This window comes from Streptomyces griseus subsp. griseus, from assembly GCF_000720255.1.
Lineage (GTDB): Bacteria > Actinomycetota > Actinomycetes > Streptomycetales > Streptomycetaceae > Streptomyces > Streptomyces griseus_I.
This window is the reverse complement of sequence record NZ_JOJE01000060.1, coordinates 14,799-30,918: the sequence shown is the minus strand read 5'-3', so window position 1 is coordinate 30,918 and position 16,120 is coordinate 14,799. Positions and strand designations below refer to the sequence as shown.

The following is a 16,120-nucleotide window of genomic DNA, read 5'->3' as shown; positions in this document are numbered from 1 at the left end:
ATCCAGTGCCTCGAAGAACCTCGCCTTCAGCACCTCAAAACCCACGATCCCCGCAACTCCCTGAACTCCAGGGTGTTGCGGGGATCAGTAGAACCGGCCTACGCGGCCGGGGGCTTCACCATGTGTTCATGAGTGGGGCCTCGCAAGACTGGTACATGACATCTCCCCGGCATACGGGAAGGTGGGGCGTGGTGCGTCGTTGCCAGGTCCGGCCGGTGATCTTGAGCCGCCCCTGGCTCATTGCCTACGCTTCAAAACGGTCGGATAACACTCTGGCAAGGTAGGGTTCTCGGATTTGTCTACGCGCGTTACGCTGCGGCGGAACCAGCGCCTGGATGGGCGCTTGCACAAAGGAGTCTCGTTCCATGCGCCGGGTGTCCCGTATCGCGGTTGCAGGCGCTGCAACCGCAGCTCTTGCCATCACCATGACTGCCTGTGGCAGCAGCTCGTCCAGCTCGTCCGACTCTTCCTCCGGTGGCGGTGGCAAGAGCAAGGGCATCGGTCTCGCGTACGACGTCGGCGGCAAGGGGGACCAGTCCTTCAATGATGCCGCGTTCGCCGGCTTGGAGAAGGCCGACAAGGAATTCGGCTACACCAGCCGTGACATCGAGCCGCAGGACGGCGAGACGGACGCCGACAAGGCGCAGCGCCTCGAGCAGCTCGCCAAGTCGGGTTACAACCCGGTCATCGGCGTGGGCTACGTCTACTCGCCGGCCGTCCAGGAGGTCGCGGCGAAGTTCCCGAAGGTGACCTTCGGCATCATCGACGACGACAAGGTCCAGGCGAAGAACGTCGCCGACATGGTCTTCCACGAGGAGGAGGCCTCCTACCTCGCGGGTGTGGCGGCGGCCAAGGCCACCAAGAAGAACCACATCGGCTTCGTCGGCGGTGTGGACATCCCGCTGATCCACAAGTTCGAGGCCGGATACGTCCAGGGCGCGCAGTCGGTCAACCCGAAGATCAAGATCGAGAAGCAGTACCTGACGGAGACGGCCCAGGAGGGCGGCTTCTCCAGCCCCGACAAGGGCGAGAACGCCGCCGAGGGTCAGATCGACGCGGGCGCGGACGTCGTCTACGCCGCCGCCGGTCTCTCCGGCCAGGGCGTCATCAAGGCCGCCAACGCGCACAAGATCTGGGCGATCGGCGTCGACTCGGACCAGTACAAGCAGGCGGCGCTGGCCAAGTACAAGGACTCGATCCTCACCTCGGCCATGAAGAACGTCGAGGGCGCGGTCTACGAGCTCGCCAAGTCGGTCCACGACAAGAAGCCCCAAACCGGTGTGGTTCGCGGCAGCCTCACCAACGGTGGCGTGAGCCTGTCGAACTCCAACCCCGCCTTCGCCGGCAACACCGCCATCCAGGACGCGGTGAAGAAGGCCGAGGAAGGCATCAAGAGCGGCAGCATCAAGGTGAAGACCTCTTGACCTTCGGGTTGTGACCCGGTCAGGGCTCTTGGCCGGGAAGCGCTGCAATGGCAGCGTTACGACTGCGGAACGGGGCGCGGGGAGGACTCTTCGCGCCCCCGTTCGCGCGGCAGAATGCTCGGAACGGATCGGGTACCCGAAAACGACCGGTCAGGTCCGGGCACTATTTAAAGCAGGGGCGCTACGCGCGTAGAGTGGCCCCTTTCCCAAGGAGAGTGCGCCATCGACGCGTCCAGCAGCCCTCCGCTCACCGCACAGTCGACGATCGCGGTCGAGCTGGCGGGGATCACCAAGCGATTCCCGGGTGTCGTCGCCAACCACGACATTCACCTGACGGTCCGAAAGGGCACCGTCCACGCCCTCGTCGGTGAGAACGGCGCCGGCAAGTCCACGCTGATGAAGATCCTCTACGGCATGCAGAAGCCGGACGAGGGCACCATCGCCGTCGCGGGGAACCAGGTCTCCTTCTCGTCGCCCGCCGACGCCATCGCCCGCGGCATCGGCATGGTCCACCAGCACTTCATGCTGGCCGACAACCTCACCGTCCTGGAGAACGTCGTCCTCGGCAGTGAGAAGCTCCACGGCATCGGCGGCGGCGCCCGCAAGAAGATCAGGGAGATCTCCGACCGCTACGGCCTCGGCGTCCGCCCCGACGCCCTGGTCGAGGACCTCGGCGTCGCCGACCGGCAGCGCGTGGAGATCCTCAAGGTGCTCTTCCGGGGCGCCACCACCCTGATCCTCGACGAGCCGACCGCCGTCCTCGTCCCGCAGGAGGTCGACGCCCTCTTCGCCAACCTGCGCGAGCTGAAGTCCGAGGGCCTCTCCGTCATCTTCATCTCGCACAAGCTGGGCGAGGTCCTGTCGGTCGCCGACGAGATCACCGTCATCCGGCGCGGTACGACCGTCGGCACCGCGGTCCCCTCCGAGACCACCCCGCGTCAGCTCGCCGAGATGATGGTCGGCAGCGAGCTGCCGACCCCGGAGACCGCCGAGTCGACGGTCACCGACAAGGCCGTCCTCCAGGTCGAGGGCCTCACCGTCTACGCCAGCGGCGGCGCCTCCGTCGGCTGGGAGGAGGAGCCCGCCGGTGAGGGGCTCACCGAGTTCGCGGGCGGCGGCGACGCCAAGCGCGTCCTCGACGACGTCACCTTCACCATCCACGCCGGTGAGGTCATGGGCATCGCCGGTGTCGAGGGCAACGGCCAGACCGAGCTGATCGACGCGCTGATCGGCACCAAGCACGCCCACTCCGGCGCCATCCACTTCCTCGGCGAGGACATCACCCCCTGGCCCACCCGCAAGCGCCGCGAGTCCGGCGTGGGCTACATCCCCGAGGACCGCCACCGCCAGGGCCTGCTCCTGGAGGCCCCCCTCTGGGAGAACCGCATCCTCGGACATGTCACCGAGGCGCCCAATGCCAAGGGCTTCTGGCTCAACCCCAAGGGCGCCCAGGCCGACACCCGCCGGATCGTCGAGGAGTACGACGTCCGCACCCCCGGCATCGACGTCACCGCCGCCTCCCTCTCCGGCGGCAACCAGCAGAAGCTGATCGTCGGCCGGGAGATGAGCCACAACCCGAAGTTCCTGATCGCCGCCCACCCCACCCGCGGTGTGGACGTCGGCGCGCAGGCCCAGATCTGGGACCGCATCCGCGAGGCCCGCCGCGAGGGCCTGGCCGTCCTGCTGATCTCCGCCGACCTGGACGAACTCATCGGACTGTCGGACACCCTGCGCGTGATCTACAACGGCAGGCTGGTCGCGGACGCCGACCCGGCCACCATCACCCCGGAGGAACTGGGCTCGGCCATGACCGGTGCCGCCTCCGGTCACCTGGAGCACGGGGAAGCCCCGCAAACCGCTGAAACCACTGAGGAAGCTGCCGGTCCGGAGGACGAGGCCCGATGAAGAAGTTCGACAAGGACCGCGTCCTCGTCGCGGTGGCCGGCCCGGTCATCGCGCTCGTCGCGGCGATCCTGCTGACCTCGGTCGTACTGATCGCCTCCGGCAAGAATCCCTTCGAGCCGTACGGGCTGATGCTGGAGCAGGTCGGTTACTCCGACGTGCAGGTGCTGATCATCAACCAGGCGTCGCTGTACTACATCGCCGCCCTGGGCGTCGCCCTCGGCTTCCGCATGAACCTGTTCAACATCGGTGTCGACGGCCAGTACCGCCTCGGCGCCATGATGACCGCGGTGGTCGGCGCGCACGTCGCGCTGCCTTCCTTCCTCCAGATCCCGATGCTGCTCCTCGTCGGAGCGCTCACCGGCGCGTTCTGGGCGGGCATCGCGGGTGTCCTGAAGGTCACCCGGGGCGTCAGCGAGGTCGTGGCGACGATCATGCTCAACGCGATCGCCACCAGCCTCATCGGCTACCTCACCCTCCGCGACAACTTCGGCGTCCTGGTCGGCGACAACGTCACGACCGGCGTGATGAAGAAGTCGGGCTGGGTGCCGGGCATCGACCTGGGCGAGGACGTCGGTGAAATCTACGGCCTGGTCTTCCTCGCCGTCGCCCTGGGCATCGGCTACTGGCTCGTCCTCAACCGCACCCGCTTCGGCTTCGACCTGCGGGCCACCGGCGAGTCCGAGACGGCCGCCGCGGCCTCCGGCGTCAGCGCCAAGCGCATGGTGCTCACCGCGATGCTGATCTCCGGCGCGGTCGCCGGCATCTCCGGCCTGCCGCTGCTGCTCGGCGACGCCCACACCTACAGCCTCAGCTTCCCCGCGGGCCTCGGCTTCACCGCCATCGGCATCGCACTGCTCGGCCGCAACAACCCGGGCGGCATCGCCCTCGCGGCCCTGCTGTGGGCCTTCCTCGACAAGGCCTCTCCCGCCCTCGACTACGCGACCCCGGTGGCGTACGACAAGGAGATCGCCACGATCATGCAGGGCCTGATCGTCTTCGCGGTCGTCATCTCGTACGAGGCCGTACGCCAGTGGGGTCTGCGCCGCCAGCAGAAGCGGGTCGGCGCCGAACTCGCCGCGGCCGCCGCCCAGAACACCCAGAAGAAGGAGGTGGCGGTCTGATGAGCACCTCGACCATCGCCAAGCCGCAGGCGAAGCGGCCCGCCAAGGGCCGCCGCATGTCTCTCCCGGTACTCCTGCTGGTCATCGCGGGCGTGCTGGTCCTCACCTCGGTCGTCCGCCTGATCAGTGGCGCCGACGGCATCACCTCGACCGGCCAGATGTCCACCGCGCTGCGCCTCGCCGTGCCGATCGGCCTCGCGGGCCTCGGCGGTCTGTGGGCCGAGCGGGCGGGCGTCGTCAACATCGGCCTCGAGGGCATGATGATCCTCGGCACCTGGTTCGGGGCCTGGGCCGGCTACCAGTGGGGCCCGTGGACCGGTGTCGTCTTCGGCATCATCGGCGGCGCGCTGGGCGCCGTGCTGCACGCCATCGCCACGGTCACCTTCAACGTCAACCACATCGTCTCCGGTGTGGCGCTGAACATCCTGGCCCTCGGCATCACCCGCTACCTGTCGAAGTTCACCTTCGAGGACGCCCCGCAGGGCTCTTCCAAGCAGTCCCCGCCGATCGACTCGCTCGGCACCTTCGACATCCCAGGTCTGTCCAGCTGGCTGGACACGCTCAACGAGAAACACTGGTTCCTGGTCTCCGACATCGCGGGCCTGATCGGCGGTCTGGTCACCAACCTGTCGCCGCTGACGGTCGTCGCCGTCGCCCTGGTCCCGGCCACCTGGTACGTGCTGTGGCGCACCGCCTTCGGCCTGCGCCTGCGCTCCTGCGGCGAGAACCCGATCGCGGCCGAGTCCCTCGGTGTGAACGTCTACAAGTACAAGTACATCGCCGTGATCATCTCGGGCGGCTTCGCCGGTCTCGGCGGCGCCTTCCTGTCGATCGTCGCGTCCAACGTGTACCTGGACGGCCAGACGGCCGGCCGCGGCTACATCGGTCTCGCCGCGATGATCTTCGGCAACTGGATGCCGGGCGGACTGGCGCTGGGCGCGGGCCTGTTCGGCTACACCGACAGCCTCAACCTGCGCGGCGGCACCACCAACGTGCACGCGCTGATCCTGCTGATCGCGATCGTGCTGGTGATCGGTGCGGCGTACCTGGCCTGGCAGAGGAAGGCCCTGAACACCGCGATCACCCTCCTCATTTCGGCCCTGATGTTCTTCTGGTACGCCAGCGTGGACGAGGTCCCGCGCCAAGTCGTCTCCGCGGCCCCCTACATCGTGACCCTCCTGGTGCTCTCCCTCTCCGCCCAGCGGCTGCGCATGCCGAAGGCGGACGGTGTCCCCTACCGGAAGGGGCAGGGCAAGTGACCGACGCCGACCCGGCCGTCGACTGGGAGGCGCTGCGCGCGGTGGCCCGGGACGCCATGTCCCGGGCGTACGCCCCGTACTCCGGCTACCCGGTCGGCGTGGCGGCCCTCGTCGACGACGGGCGGATCGTCTCCGGCTGCAACGTCGAGAACGCCTCGTACGGCCTCGGCCTGTGCGCCGAGTGCGGGCTGGTCTCCGAGCTGCAGAACACCGGCGGCGGCCGGCTCACGCACTTCACCTGCGTGGACGGCGAGGGCGAGATCCTCGTCCCGTGCGGCCGGTGCCGCCAGCTGCTCTACGAATTCGGCGGCCCGGGCCTGCTCCTGGAGACCCCGGCGGGCATCCTGCCGCTGTCGGAGATGCTGCCCCAGGCCTTCGGGCCCGGCCATCTCACCAAGTAAGTCCCGTGCGGCCCCTCCGAGCCGGTCAGGTGCTCGGAGGGGCCGCACGCTTCGCACAACCCGGCAACACCCGGCAATACCGGAAGGAAGGCCAAGCCATGGCCATGGACGCCACCTCCGTCATCCGCACCAAGCGGGACCGCGGCGAACTCAGCGACGAGCAGATCGACTGGGTCATCGACGCGTACACGCGCGGCGAGGTCGCCGACGAGCAGATGTCGGCCCTCGCGATGGCCATCCTGCTCAACGGCATGAACCGCCGTGAGATCGCCCGCTGGACCGCGGCGATGATCGCCTCCGGCGAGCGCATGGACTTCTCCTCGCTGTCCCGCCCGACCGCCGACAAGCACTCCACGGGCGGCGTCGGCGACAAGATCACGCTGCCCCTGGCCCCGCTGGTGGCGGCCTGCGGCGCGGCGGTCCCGCAGCTCTCGGGCCGCGGCCTCGGCCACACCGGCGGCACGCTGGACAAGCTGGAGTCCATCCCCGGCTGGCGCGCGCTGCTCTCCAACGAGGAGATGCTGTCCGTACTGGACGGGACGGGCGCGGTGATCTGCGCTGCGGGCGACGGACTCGCCCCCGCCGACAAGAAGCTGTACGCCCTGCGTGACGTCACCGGCACCGTCGAGGCGATCCCGCTGATCGCCTCCTCGATCATGTCGAAGAAGATCGCCGAGGGCACCGGCTCGCTGGTGCTGGACGTCAAGGTCGGCACCGGCGCCTTCATGAAGACGATCGAGGACGCCCGCGAGCTCGCGTCCACCATGGTGGGCCTGGGCACCGACCACGGCGTGAAGACGGTCGCCCTGCTCACGGACATGTCCACCCCCCTCGGCCTGACGGCGGGCAACGCCCTGGAGGTCCGCGAGTCGGTAGAGGTCCTGGCGGGCGGCGGCCCGGCGGACGTCGTGGAGCTGACCCTGGCCCTCGCCCGCGAGATGCTCGACGCGGCCGGCGTGCAGGACGCCGACCCGGCCAAGGCCCTCGCCGACGGCTCCGCGATGGACGTCTGGCGCCGCATGATCGCGGCCCAGGGCGGCGACCCGGACGCGCCCCTGCCCACCTCGCGCGAGCAGCACGTGGTGAAGGCCCCGGCCTCCGGTGTGGTGACCCGCCTGGACGCCTACGACATCGGCGTCGCCGCCTGGCGCCTCGGCGCGGGCCGCGCCCGCAAGGAGGATGCGGTGCAGGCAGGTGCCGGCGTGGAGATGCACGCCAAGCCGGGCGACACGGTCGTGGAGGGCCAGCCCCTTCTCACCCTCCACACCGACACCCCGGAGCGCTTCGAGTACGCGCTCCAGGCGGTGGAGGGCTCGTACGACATCGGTGCGGCCGGGACGGAGTTCACGCCGTCGCGGGTGGTGCTGGAGCGTATCGCCTGACCAGGAGGTTTCCCTTTCGGGTGAACGGGATCGGTGGACCGCCGCCGGTCCCGTTCGGCATGCTGGGATCGGTGACGCACCGATTGGAGAAACCGCCATGAGCGCACTCACCGTCGACCACTCGACGGCCAGCGGCCACGAGTGGGACGACCTCGTCCGGATCTGGCAGGAGACGGACGCACCCGAGGGCTGCAAGGTGGAGATCATCGAGGGGATCGTCACCGTGGCACCACCGCCGTCCAACGACCACAACGACATCGCGGACCTCGTGCAGCGCAGTCTGTATGAGGTCATCCCCCGGCAATGGGGGATCTACCAGACGTTGGGGACAGCGGTTCCTTCTCGTGACGGGCTCTACATCCCCGATATCGCCGTGGTGCCGAGGGCCGTTCTGCGTGCCAAGGAGGGCGTCTTCATCCCCGCAGCCGCCGCCGAGCTCATCGTCGAGATCACCTCCAAGTCCAACGCGACCCACGACCGGATCAAGAAGGCGGCGGGCTACGCCCAGGCCGATGTCCCCCTGTACCTCCTCGTAGACAGCTGGGCTCCTGGGGGGCCCACGCTCACGCTGTACGGCGAACCTCAGCAGGACGTCTACCGCGTGCTGCGCGCCGGTAAGTTCGGTGACGCGATCGAGCTGCCCGAGCCGTTCGGGTTCACGCTGGATACCAGCGACTTCCCCACTCCGTAGGGGGTTTCACCAGCCTCCGATGACTTGTAGCCCTCCCCCCGGTCTACAGATCGTGGACGCCACAACACCCCCCGTACTCGTACTGGCCGGCCCCGTCACCCGAGAGGAGGTGACGCGGCTGAGCGATGGCGTGCGGGCGCTCATGGCGGGCACCGGCGCCGGAATCGTCGTATGCGATGTCGGGGGGCTCGGACCACCGGGCCTCGGCATAGTCGATCTGCTCGCGCGGCTTCAGCTTGCCGCGCGGCGGGCCGGGGGACGGATACGGCTGCGGGATGCCGATCCCGGGCTACACACGCTCCTCGACCTCGTCGGGCTTCGCTTCGAGGTGGAGGGGGAGGTCGAAGAGCGGGAACCAGCGCTGGGTGTCGAGAAAGCAGTGGAACCCGGTGATCCGGCCGTCTGACAACTCCAGGACCTGGACGGCCCAGGCGGTGAAGCCACCCGTCTCCTCGTCGGGCTTGTACTGGGCGAACCCCGGCAGGCCGTTGACCTGGACCGGGACGAGGTGGGAGCCGGCGCAGGCGGAACCGAGGGTCGTCATGAAGCCGGTGATGTCGGCGGTGCCGCGCAGCCACAGGTCGAACGGCGGCATCGTCATGATGGCGTCCTCGTGGAGGAGCGCGGTCAGGGCCGTCATGTCGTACCCCTCGAACGCGGCGACATAGCGCTCCAGGAGCTTCTGCTGCTCCTCGTCCAGCGGGTCCGAGACCGCCCCCTCGGGTCCCTGGCCGTCCCGCTCGGCGAGAGTCGCCCGGGCCCGCTGCAACGCGCTGTTGACCGACGCCACCGAGGTGCCGAGCAGCTCGGCGACCTCGCTCGCCTTCCACGCCAGCACCTCACGCAGGATCAGCACCGCCCGCTGCTTCGGCGGCAGTTGCTGGAGCGCCGCCATGAAGGCCAGCCGGACCGACTCCTTGGCCACGGCCGTATCCGCCGGGTCCTCCACCGTCGGCAGCACCCGGGCGTCCGGCATCGGCTCCAGCCAGGTGTGGTCGGGGCGGGGGGCGAGGGCCGCCTGGGCGAGCGGGGTGGACTCGCTCAGGTCCATCGGCCGGGCCCGCTTGTTGCCCGCCGTCAGCATGTCCAGGCACACGTTCGTCGCGATGCGGTACAGCCACGAGCGGAGGCTGGAGCGGCCCTCGAACTTCTCGTAGCTCTTCCAGGCGCGGACCATCGTGTCCTGCACCGCGTCCTCGGCCTCGAAGGAAGAACCCAGCATGCGGTAGCAGTACCCGGTCAGTTCGACCCGGTACTTCTCCAGTTGGAGATCGATGTCTGTCGGTGTCGCCATGCTGCTGCCCATCGTCCACCCACCCCTGTGGCCGTTCTGTCACGCGCCTGTGCGCCCAGTACTTCGGAAGCTACCGCACCCCACTGACAACGGCGCCCGGAGCACACGGAAGCCCAGGTCAGACGGGTCAGACCAGCTGCCGTACCGACATGAGCAGGTGCCGGTGCGACCCGACCGCCTCCTCGTCCCCGGCCCCACCCTCCGGCACCGCCTCCAGCAGCGCCCGCTGCCCCGCCCCCAGCAGCTCCAGCCGCAGCCCGGGCGCCTCGAAGGAGTTCAGCGCGTCCAGCAGATACGCCGGGTTGAACGCCACGGTGGCCTCATCGGCACCGCTCAGCGACGCCGGCAGCCGCTGTGAGGCCACGTCGTCGCCGTACCCGGCGCGCAGCAGCACCGACCCCGCGCCCGGCCCGCCGGAGAAGTCCAGCCGCACCGGGCTGTTCGCCTCCGCCACCACCGCGACCCGCCGCACCGCCTCCCGCAGCTCCCCGCACCCCACCTCGGCGACCGCGGCCCCCGCCGTGTCGAACAGCGACCCGTACGCGGGCAGCCGCCCGTCCAGCTGCCGCACCACGCTGCGCATACCGCCGCCCTCGAACCCGACCAGGCCGCCGCCCGCCGTGGCGTCCAGCCCGATGCGCACGTCACCGCAGCGCGCCAGCGACCGTGCCACGTCCAGCAGCCGCCGCGCGGGCAGCAATGCCTCCACCTCCCCGTCGGCCGTCCCCGCCTCCGGCTTCCACTCCAGCCGCCGCACCGCGTACCGGTAGCGGTCGCAGGCGGCCAGCGTCATCGCGTCCCCGGCCAGCCGCAGCTGGATCCCGGTGAGCACCGGAAGCGTGTCGTCGCGGCCCGCGGCCACCGCGACCTGGCCGACGGCGGCCGCGAAGGCGCCGGCGTCCACGGTGCCGTACACCTCGGGAGGCGTCGGCAGGGCCGGGTACTCCTCGCGCGGGAGCGTCGACAGGCCGAACCGGGTGCCGCCCGCCTCCACCGTGAACCGGGTCCCCTCCAGGACACAGCTCACCGGCCCGTCCGGCAGCACCTTGCAGATGTCCAGCAGCCTGCGCCCCAGGACGAGCACCTCACCGTCCGCCGCCACCTCCGCGTCGGCCTCGACGCGCGCCGCCGTCTCGAAGTCGAACCCCGAGACGCCCAGCCGCCCCGCCGTCGCCGTCAGCAGCAGCCCGCCCAGCACCGGCACGGGCGTACGAGCGGGCAGCGCCCGCGCCGCCCATCCGACCGCCTCCGCGAGGACCCCGCGCTCGACCCGGAACTCCATCGACAAAACCCCCTGCTCGCACCGGTTGGTCCGGGGACGCTATCCGCGCCCACTGACAACCGGCCCCGAGCAGGGGGAACGTACCGCCGAGGACGTGCTCAGGCAGTCACCGGGCGCCGCCGCTCCACCCGGGCCGCCCGCGACCCGAACACCGTGATCGTCACGACACCGAGCACCGCCAGCACCCCGACGCCCACCGTGCCGGCCCAGCCGCCCGCGTGGAAGGCGATCGCGCCGACCGTGCTGCCCGCGCTGGAGCCGATGTAGTACGCCGACTGGTAGAGCGCCGAGGCCTGCGCGCGGCCCCTGGTGGCCGTCTTGCTGACCGCCGAGGACGCCACCGCGTGACCGGCGAAGAAGCCCCCGGTGATCAGGACCAGACCCAGCAGGACCAGCGGCAGGGAGTCGGCGAGGGACAGCAGCAGACCCGTCGCCGTCGTGCCGCCCGCCAGGTACAGGGCGCCCCGGCGGCCGAAGCGGCCCACCAGCCGGCCCGCGGTCGACGCCGACACCGTACCGACCAGGTACACCAGGAAGATCGAGCCGACGATGCCCTGCGGCAGCGAGAACGGGGCCTCCGTCAGGCGGTAGCCGATGACGGTGTACACACCGCCGAAGACCGTCATGAACAGCGCGCCGATCGCGTACAGGCGGCACAGCAGCGGGTTGGACAGGTGGTCGCGGACCGTACGGGCCAGGACGCGGGGCCGCAGCGAGCCCGTCACGAAGTGCTTCGGCGCCGGGAGCAGCAGCCGGAACGCCACCGCGCAGGCCACCGCGATCGCGCCGATCACCCCGACGGCGACCCGCCAGCCCCACTCCTGCGCGACCCAGCCGGTGATGACCCGGCCGCTCATGCCGCCGACGCTGTTGCCCGCGACGAACAGGCCGATCGCCGTGACCAGCGCCTTCGGCCGGACCTCCTCCGCGAGGTAGGCGGTCGCCGACGCCGGCAGACCGGCCAGCGCGGCGCCCTGGAGCGCCCGCAGCACGACCAGGACACCGAGCGACGGGGCGAAGGGAACCAGCAGACCGATACCGACGGCGACCGCGAGCGACGCCGTCATGACCGCACGCCGCCCGAACCGCTCCGACAGCGCGCTCATCGGCAGCACGAACAGCGCCAGACCGCCGGTCGCGGCGGCCACCGTCCAGCTCGCCTCGCTCGCCGCGACCCCGAACTCGCCGGAGATCAACGGCAGCAGGGCCTGCGTGGAGTACAGCAGCGCGAAGGTCGCGACACCCGCGAGGAAGAGAGCGAAACTCATCCGACGGTAGCCGGGGCCGCCCGGGGCCATGCGGGAGTCGGTGACAACGGGGTCGGAGGCGGCGGGAACGGAAGCGGTGGCGCCCACGACGGTGGACGCCCCGGTATCGGCGGGAGTCATGCTTCGACGGTACGGAGACCCCCGGTCATCCGTCCAATGCATGGAATCGCCATAATCGTTCCCATGGTGCATCAACCGAGGTCACAGCAGCGGCTGTCACCGAGCAGTGACACAGCAGACATGACGATGTTGCTCGCGCCGCGTCTCGCGTACTTCGCGGGAGTCGCCCGCACCGAGCACGTCACCCGCGCCGCCCAGGAGATGAACGTCCCGCAGTCCACCCTCTCCCGCGCGATGGTCCGCCTCGAACAGGACCTGGGCGTCGACCTGTTCGCCCGCCACGGCCGTACGGTCTCCCTCACCCCCGCCGGCCGCACCTTCCTCGCCTCCGTCGAACGCGCCCTCTCCGAGGTCGAGCGCGCCGCCGAGGAGGTCCGCGCCGACGCCGACCCCGCCACCGGCAAGGTCGCGTTCGGCTTCCTGCACACCATGGGCGCCGAGACCGTCCCCGGCCTCCTGCACGCCTTCCGCGAGGACCACCCCCGCGTCCGCTTCAGTCTGGTCCAGAACTACGGCGAGGCGATGATCGAACGCCTGCGCGCGGGCGAGCTCGACCTCTGCCTTACCTCCCCGGTCCCCGACGCCCCCGACCTGGTCGCCCGCCGCCTCGACGAACAGAAACTCCGTCTCGTCGTCCCCGCCGACCACCGCCTCGCGAGCCGCCGCAGGGTCCGCCTCACCGAGGCCGCCGACGAAACCTTCGTCACCCTCGAACCGGGCTACGGCCTGCGCCGCATCACCGACGACCTGTGCCGCGAGGCCGGCTTCGCCCCGCGGGTCGCCTTCGAGGGCGAGGAGGCGGAGACGCTGCGCGGGCTCGTGGCGGCCGGCCTGGGGGTGGCCCTGCTGCCGCCGCCTGCGGTCCCCCGCCCAGGGGTGGTGGAACTGACGGTCACCGGCCAGCGAGCGGTACGGGAGATCGGCGTGGCCTGGCTGGCGGGCCGCCCGGACACCCCACCGGTGGCCGCCTTCAAGAAGTTCCTGCTGTCCAAGAGGGGCCAACTGTTGCCCACCTGAAGGGGCGCGGGGCGGTGTCGCCCACCTGAAGGGGCGCGGGGCGGTGTCGTTCTGCGGCTCCGCCGCGCGGGCGCGACAAGCCCCCCACAGCCCGCACCCCGAAGCCGGCGAAACGCACCCGGCCCCTACCGCCGCAACGACTTCCCGAACCCAGAAGCCAACGGCATCCTCAACCCCAATGGCGGCGGAGCAGCCAGCGCATCCTCCACGGGCCGCGCGAACGACCGCCCGAAAAGACACCCCAGCACGAAATCCGCAGCCAGCGCGTGCACCTCGTCCCGGTACTGCTGGAGCCCGTGCCCGTCGGCATGCACCTCGAACCGGCACACTGCCCGGTTCGCCTTCTTCGCCCGCGCCGCCAGCCGGAACGACAACTCCGGGTCGGTGCGCTCGTCATGCGTGCCGTGCACGATCAACACCCGCCGTCCCACCAGCTGTTTCACCGGTTCGGGTGCCACCGCCACGTCCTCCTCGGGCAGCCAGGGAGCAATCGCCAGCACGGAGTTGACGGCATCGTGCCCGCCCGCGTGCAGCGCCGCCCGCCCGCCCATGCCGACACCGACCAGGCACACCGGCACGTCCCCGTAACGCCGTACGGCCTCGTCCGCCGCCCAGGCCGCGTCGCGCGCCAGATGCGCCTCGCTTCCGTTCCACCCGCGGTAGCGGTAGTGCACGACATGGGTCGCCAGACCCTCCTCGCGCCCCCGCAGGGACAGGCGGCGCCCGAGCGTGCGGACGGACGCGGCCGCGAACATCGGGGACGGTCTGCGGTCGGAGGCCTCCTCGCCGCCGGGGAGGAGCAGCACCACCCCGCTCACGGCCGTCGGCTCGGGCCCGATCACCTTCCCCAGCCGGGCCGTTCGGGCCGGCATCGCTTGCTGTGCCATGACAGAACAGTGTCAGAAGTGCCGGTGTACGCCACTAGTACGTGGGGTCACCGTTACGTATCGACGGATCCGCGTGACGAGCCGTCTACGCGCGTAGGCGTTACAGTGCGAAAATGACGAGCCAGACTGACCGGACGGGAACCACCCCGAGCTCGGACCAGATCCGCCGGGCACCCAAGGTTCTGCTGCACGACCACCTCGACGGCGGGCTGCGCCCCGCCACGATCGTGGACCTCGCCCGGGAGACCGGGTACTCCCAGCTCCCCGAGACCGACCCCGCCGCGCTCGGCGTCTGGTTCCGCGAGGCGGCCGACTCCGGCTCCCTGGAGCGGTATCTGGAGACCTTCTCGCACACGGTCGGCGTCATGCAGACCCGCGACGCGCTCGTCCGGGTCGCCGCCGAGTGCGCCGAGGACCTCGCCGCGGACGGCGTCGTCTACGCCGAGGTGCGCTACGCCCCCGAACAGCACCTGGAGGGCGGGCTCGGCCTCGAAGCGGTCGTCGAAGCCGTCAACGAGGGCTTCCGTGAGGGCGAGCGGCGGGCGAGGGAGAACGGCCACCGCATCCGCGTCGGTGCCCTGCTGACCGCCATGCGGCACGCGGCCCGCGCCCTGGAGATCGCCGAACTCGCCAACCGTTACCGCGACCTCGGCGTCGTCGGCTTCGACATCGCCGGCGCCGAGGCCGGCTACCCGCCCACCCGGCACCTCGACGCCTTCGAGTACCTCAAGCGCGAGAACAACCACTTCACCATCCACGCCGGCGAGGCGTTCGGGCTGCCCTCCATCTGGCAGGCCCTCCAATGGTGCGGCGCCGACCGGCTCGGGCACGGCGTACGCATCATCGACGACATCCAGGTCCACCAGGACGGCTCGGTGAAGCTGGGACGGCTCGCCGGCTACGTCCGGGACAAGCGCGTCCCGTTGGAGCTGTGCCCCAGCTCCAACCTCCAGACCGGGGCCGCCGCCTCGTACGCCGAGCACCCCATCGGGCTGCTGCGCCGGCTCCACTTCCGGGCGACGGTCAACACGGACAACCGGCTGATGTCCGGGACCAGCATGAGCCGGGAATTCGAGCACCTTGTCGACGCGTTCGGTTACACGCTCGACGACATCCAGTGGTTCTCCGTCAATGCGATGAAATCAGCGTTCATTCCTTTCGACGAACGACTGGCGATGATCAATGACGTGATCAAGCCAGGATATGCGGAACTCAAATCCGAATGGCTGTTCCAGCAGACCGCCTCGACCAGCGGTTCTGAAGCTTCGCAGCGCTGATCGGGGATCTGACCGGGGTCGGAATGCGGAGAGGTCTTCACGATCCGTCCGGATTTCGATGTTTGCGGTGGACGTGCCCGCGTGTTTACGGTCCATTACCGCTCGGTTCCCCGTTATCCCATTCGAGGACGCATTTTATGAAGCAGTCTGCTGCCAAGACCCTCGGTGTCGCCGCCCTCGGTGCCGCCTTCGCCGCCGTCGGCGCGGGTGCCGCCGTCGCCGCCCCGGCCGTCCCGGACGCCACCCAGGCCGTGAACGGCGTCACCCAGACGCTGCCGGCGGGGAACGCCGCCAAGGCGCTGCCGGGCGCCGGCGAGGCGCTGGCCCAGGGGCAGAGCGCGCTCGGCACCGGCCTGAACGCCGCCCAGCCGGCTCTGGCCCAGGGTCCGACCAAGCCGGTCGCCGGGCTCATCGGCGGGCTGCCCGCGGGTCAGGGCCTGCCCACCCACGGCCTGCCCGTCAACGGCATCCCGCTGGGCTGAGCCGTACGGACACCGCACGCCGTTGGGGCGCTTCCGGCACCGGCCGGAAGCGCCCCAACGGCGTTGTCGTACGGGTGCTCACCAAGCCGTACGGGCCTTGTCCTCCGAGGGCAGCAGGATCCACAGCGCGAGATAGAGCAGGAACTGCGGACCCGGCAGCAGGCAGGACACCAGGAAGATCACCCGCATCGTCGTCGCGGAGGTACCGAAGCGCCGTGCCAGCGCTGCGCACACTCCGCCGATCATGCGGCCCTGGGTGGGGCGGGCGAGGGCGGTCATCTGCGACTCCTTCTCTTGGCTCTTTCGTCTT

General features: G+C 70.3%; 16 protein-coding genes. 11 read left to right on the top strand and 5 right to left on the bottom strand.

Annotated elements, in window-relative coordinates:
* The first annotated feature begins 365 nt into the window (after window positions 1–365).
* From IG99_RS40610 to IG99_RS46875, 8 genes are all read left to right on the top strand, one after another.
* Complete coding sequence (locus tag IG99_RS40610; protein ID WP_037683485.1) at window positions 366–1,424, top strand: BMP family lipoprotein; 1,059 nt, start codon at window positions 366–368, stop codon at window positions 1,422–1,424.
* Window positions 1,425–1,646: 222 nt separating this feature from the next.
* Window positions 1,647–3,329: an ABC transporter ATP-binding protein gene (locus IG99_RS40600; RefSeq protein WP_078948212.1), complete on the top strand. Its 1,683-nt coding sequence runs from the start codon at window positions 1,647–1,649 to the stop codon at window positions 3,327–3,329.
* Window positions 3,326–4,450 carry an ABC transporter permease gene (locus tag IG99_RS40595; protein WP_037683482.1) on the top strand — a complete coding sequence of 375 codons (1,125 nt, stop codon included), beginning with the start codon at window positions 3,326–3,328 and terminating at the stop codon, window positions 4,448–4,450. Before IG99_RS40600 ends, IG99_RS40595 begins: the two co-directional genes overlap by 4 nt.
* Window positions 4,450–5,709 (top strand): ABC transporter permease, encoded by a 1,260-nt coding sequence (locus IG99_RS40590; RefSeq protein ID WP_037683480.1) that lies wholly within the window; start codon window positions 4,450–4,452, stop codon window positions 5,707–5,709. Before IG99_RS40595 ends, IG99_RS40590 begins: the two co-directional genes overlap by 1 nt.
* On the top strand, window positions 5,706–6,110 hold the full coding sequence (locus tag IG99_RS40585; RefSeq protein ID WP_037683477.1) for a cytidine deaminase: 405 nt from the start codon (window positions 5,706–5,708) through the stop codon (window positions 6,108–6,110). Before IG99_RS40590 ends, IG99_RS40585 begins: the two co-directional genes overlap by 4 nt.
* 98 nt (window positions 6,111–6,208) lie before the next feature.
* Window positions 6,209–7,492, top strand: a complete 1,284-nt coding sequence (locus tag IG99_RS40580; RefSeq protein WP_037683475.1) for a thymidine phosphorylase — start codon at window positions 6,209–6,211, stop codon at window positions 7,490–7,492.
* Window positions 7,493–7,589: 97 nt separating this feature from the next.
* Entirely contained in the window at window positions 7,590–8,183 is a 594-nt protein-coding gene (locus IG99_RS40575) for a Uma2 family endonuclease (RefSeq protein WP_037683474.1), read from the top strand.
* 19 nt (window positions 8,184–8,202) lie between these two features.
* A complete protein-coding gene (locus tag IG99_RS46875; RefSeq protein WP_158973345.1) occupies window positions 8,203–8,589 on the top strand; it encodes an STAS domain-containing protein in 387 nt (128 codons plus the stop codon).
* Here the strand turns inward: IG99_RS46875 and IG99_RS40570 are convergent.
* The 3 genes from IG99_RS40570 to IG99_RS40560 form a co-directional block, all read right to left on the bottom strand.
* Window positions 8,473–9,489, bottom strand: coding sequence for a sigma-70 family RNA polymerase sigma factor (locus IG99_RS40570; RefSeq protein WP_037683470.1), 1,017 nt, complete (start codon window positions 9,487–9,489; stop codon window positions 8,473–8,475). The genes IG99_RS46875 and IG99_RS40570 overlap by 117 nt on opposite strands.
* Before the next feature lie 115 nt (window positions 9,490–9,604).
* The gene (gene dnaN / locus IG99_RS40565) at window positions 9,605–10,759 is read right to left on the bottom strand and encodes a DNA polymerase III subunit beta (RefSeq protein ID WP_037683469.1); all 1,155 of its coding nucleotides are present in this window, start codon (window positions 10,757–10,759) and stop codon (window positions 9,605–9,607) included.
* A gap of 98 nt (window positions 10,760–10,857) precedes the next feature.
* Window positions 10,858–12,147, bottom strand: a complete 1,290-nt coding sequence (locus IG99_RS40560) for an MFS transporter (RefSeq protein ID WP_037683466.1) — start codon at window positions 12,145–12,147, stop codon at window positions 10,858–10,860.
* Window positions 12,148–12,210: 63 nt separating this feature from the next.
* On the opposite strand from IG99_RS40560, the gene IG99_RS40555 reads away from it, so the two are divergent.
* A complete protein-coding gene (locus IG99_RS40555; RefSeq protein WP_037683465.1) occupies window positions 12,211–13,164 on the top strand; it encodes a LysR family transcriptional regulator in 954 nt (317 codons plus the stop codon).
* Window positions 13,165–13,289: 125 nt separating this feature from the next.
* Here the strand turns inward: IG99_RS40555 and IG99_RS40550 are convergent, their stop codons facing one another.
* The gene (locus tag IG99_RS40550; RefSeq protein WP_037683463.1) at window positions 13,290–14,051 is read right to left on the bottom strand and encodes a prolyl oligopeptidase family serine peptidase; all 762 of its coding nucleotides are present in this window, start codon (window positions 14,049–14,051) and stop codon (window positions 13,290–13,292) included.
* 113 nt (window positions 14,052–14,164) lie between these two features.
* On the opposite strand from IG99_RS40550, the gene IG99_RS40545 reads away from it, so the two are divergent.
* The gene (locus tag IG99_RS40545; RefSeq protein ID WP_037683461.1) at window positions 14,165–15,328 is read left to right on the top strand and encodes an adenosine deaminase; all 1,164 of its coding nucleotides are present in this window, start codon (window positions 14,165–14,167) and stop codon (window positions 15,326–15,328) included.
* 137 nt (window positions 15,329–15,465) lie between these two features.
* Window positions 15,466–15,810, top strand: coding sequence for a hypothetical protein (locus IG99_RS40540; protein WP_037683459.1), 345 nt, complete (start codon window positions 15,466–15,468; stop codon window positions 15,808–15,810).
* Between the two features lie 78 nt (window positions 15,811–15,888).
* On the opposite strand, the gene IG99_RS40535 is transcribed toward IG99_RS40540, so the two are convergent.
* Entirely contained in the window at window positions 15,889–16,089 is a 201-nt protein-coding gene (locus tag IG99_RS40535) for a PspC domain-containing protein (protein WP_037683457.1), read from the bottom strand.
* Between the last annotated feature and the right edge of the window lie 31 nt (window positions 16,090–16,120).